We start from the raw sequence: 2,548 nt of genomic DNA, 5'->3' as shown, positions 1-2,548 counted from the left end.
AGATTGTTGAATAGTTTGTGGAGTTTCTTTTTCCAAAGCATACCATCCGTTTTTAAACATTAAGTTATATAGATTGCGGTGACAGTCTTCTGTTTCTTGGGAAATAGACGCAATTGTACGATACAACGACCCATGGCTTGCTTCTTTTAATGCAGTCGAATATGAGGAAGATATATATTTTTCCGTAGTTAAGGCATCGTTTAGAAAATCTCTATCGTTCATTTGCGGCGTCTTGGGAACTGGTGTTTCAGGATTCTTAATTTTGTTTGGAGTATTATTTTCCACTATCGTATCCTCCTTATTGATTCATATTTTGTGAAGGTTGAGTTACATACTGTTGCATCTGTTGAAGCAGCTGTTGATAGTGTCGGTCGTGCATTTGTCCAGCTTGTTCAAGTGCTGCTCTTACTTCTGGATTTTGACATTGTTGAGCGAAAAAATGCATTTTCTTCATCGCAAGTAAATTCCAGCTTAACATATCGTTTACATAGAGATGATCCTTTGTTGACATTATTTCAGGCGGTTGTGTCATTAAAGCTTGTGCTTGTTGATTATTCATACCCGTCTGCATTTGTTGCATGATGTTTCCTCCTTGTTAACAATGTTGTAATCACTTGGGTAGATTGCCACACAGCGGTCAAAAATATGCAGGTATTTTAGATTAGTTTTAAAGACCCCCCCACCTTTAGATAGCATTAAATACTCCCCACCTATACGCAGGTGGGGAGTATTTGTGGCTAAACTAAATATTAATTTATCCTATTCCAGATTCTGTCTAGGTCCAAGGCAACATATATTTTATCACCATTAATTTCCTTATGTATAATAGGATTGGAAAAATACTGATTTATATTTTTATTAAATTGCTTACACCTTGCTCGTGGTTTTGGTCCATATAAATCGTTTCAGGATAGTCCTTATACATACTCCGTCTACCTCTTTTTTAATTTTATGAAAAATACAAACTGCATCAATACTCCATTTCTAAATAAGCATACCAGTCTTGCTTCTCGAAAAGGAAAATCCCCCTCGAATTGTAAAACAATTGTACTTTAATCAGCTTTTACAAAAGTACAACCGTCAAATTTACCCTATTCTCTCTTCCTTGATTTTTTTTGCCAAGAGTATTTTTTCCGAAAATAATAAAAATATAATTCGAATTTTAAAAACTTTGTATGAATAAATATTTCTATCTTCAAACATTCTAAGAAAGGTTTCAAAAAAAATAATAGGAGGTGTTATTCATGACAGTCATAAATGACGTTAAAACAGCTTTAGCCGGATTAAAAAGCGCTCAAGCTAGCTTTGAAACATTTGCTCTTAGTACAGATAATGAACAAGCGAAGCAGCTTTACCAAGATGCTGCTAAACAAACCCAATCTGTTTTACAAAGCGTTGAACCACGCGTTCAACAAATCGAACAAGAAGAACCACAATATGCTCATGACGGAAACCAAGCTTCCCAAGGCAGTACGCAAGTGTCACAAGGTCAATACGGTACTGAGTTCGCAAGCCAAAATAATGCACAACAAGTAAGACAAAAAAACCAACATGCCCAGTCTTAAAAAATAAATAACTGAATCACACGTTTGTACAATTCTGAAGCTTTATGTCGCCAAAAATTTTTATGTGTTGATTCATTTGTTACCAATAAAAACATCCTTAGATAGATTAGAGGGGAGTTAAGACTCGCTCCCTTACTAAAATTTTTTTTAAAAATAAAAAGGAGCAATTGTTATGCGATTACCCGAAGACTTCAAAAGAGCTAGGCATAAAAAAGAAGAAGGGTTAAGTTTAGATCAATGCTTTTCACATCCCATTATACATAGGGAGATACGTGGGGATAAAGTATTCGTACCATTAGATTTAAAGAGAATTTGGAATCAAATATAGCAACCGTTTGGATTAAACGGATATTTTATTTATTAAGAGAAAAAGGATATTAATTTAGTTTTCAAACCTTACTTCATAATATTATTTTTAGATAAAAAATATGGATTACATTTGAACTATAAAGAAAACCATTTTTCATCATTCTAACAAAAGTTATTAAAAACATTAAAGGAGTCGTTATTCAATGACAGTAATAAATGATGTTAAGACAGCTGTAGCGGGATTGAAAAGTGCGCAGGCTAGCTTTGAAACATTTGCTCTTGGTACGGAAAATGAACAAGCGAAGCAGCTTTACCAAGATGCTGCTAAACAAACCCAATCCGTTCTAAAAAGCCTTGAACCTCGCGTTAAACAAATCGAACAAGAAGAACCTCAATACAAACAACAATAATTAAAAGACAAAAAAAGGTTGGTCGAGTAAACCAACCTTTTTACTCTCTCAATAATGGATGAAACACAGAGGTGATTATTCATGATATATAAAATAAAACAATTAAAGATCGGTCTTTTAGTATTAACGGTTATCGGAATAGGATCAGGATGTAACGAAAGCCAGAATCAGTTGGGTGAAAATAATAACGATTTGAGTATTTCACAGGTACATACAAGCTTTCTTTTTCGATTCTTAACACGTTTTTTCATTGACATCAACAAA

The 2,548-nt window shown here is 33.8% G+C and carries 4 protein-coding genes and 1 pseudogene; 3 read left to right on the top strand and 2 right to left on the bottom strand.

Annotated elements, in window-relative coordinates; translation table 11 throughout:
• On the bottom strand, window positions 1-285 hold a 285-nt coding region (locus BFI01S_RS21535), incomplete at its 3' end, for a spore coat protein (protein ID WP_235831261.1).
• A 13-nt stretch (window positions 286-298) separates the two neighbouring features.
• The gene (locus BFI01S_RS21530) at window positions 299-571 is read right to left on the bottom strand and encodes a hypothetical protein (protein ID WP_034298115.1); all 273 of its coding nucleotides are present in this window, start codon (window positions 569-571) and stop codon (window positions 299-301) included.
• Between the two features lie 673 nt (window positions 572-1,244).
• Between BFI01S_RS21530 and BFI01S_RS24480 the strand changes: the two genes are divergently transcribed.
• The 3 genes and pseudogenes from BFI01S_RS24480 to BFI01S_RS23840 all read left to right on the top strand — a co-directional run.
• Entirely contained in the window at window positions 1,245-1,565 is a 321-nt protein-coding gene (locus BFI01S_RS24480; RefSeq protein WP_082804588.1) for a gamma-type small acid-soluble spore protein, read from the top strand.
• A 512-nt stretch (window positions 1,566-2,077) separates the two neighbouring features.
• Window positions 2,078-2,284, top strand: a complete 207-nt coding sequence (locus BFI01S_RS21520; protein WP_061794396.1) for a DUF1657 domain-containing protein — start codon at window positions 2,078-2,080, stop codon at window positions 2,282-2,284.
• 81 nt (window positions 2,285-2,365) lie between these two features.
• Window positions 2,366-2,548, top strand: a pseudogene (locus tag BFI01S_RS23840) (hypothetical protein); the annotation flags it as partial.

Source organism: Cytobacillus firmus NBRC 15306, from assembly GCF_001591465.1.
GTDB classification, from domain to species: Bacteria; Bacillota; Bacilli; order Bacillales; family Cytobacillaceae; genus Cytobacillus; species Cytobacillus firmus.
This window is presented reverse-complemented; position numbering and strand designations above follow the sequence as displayed.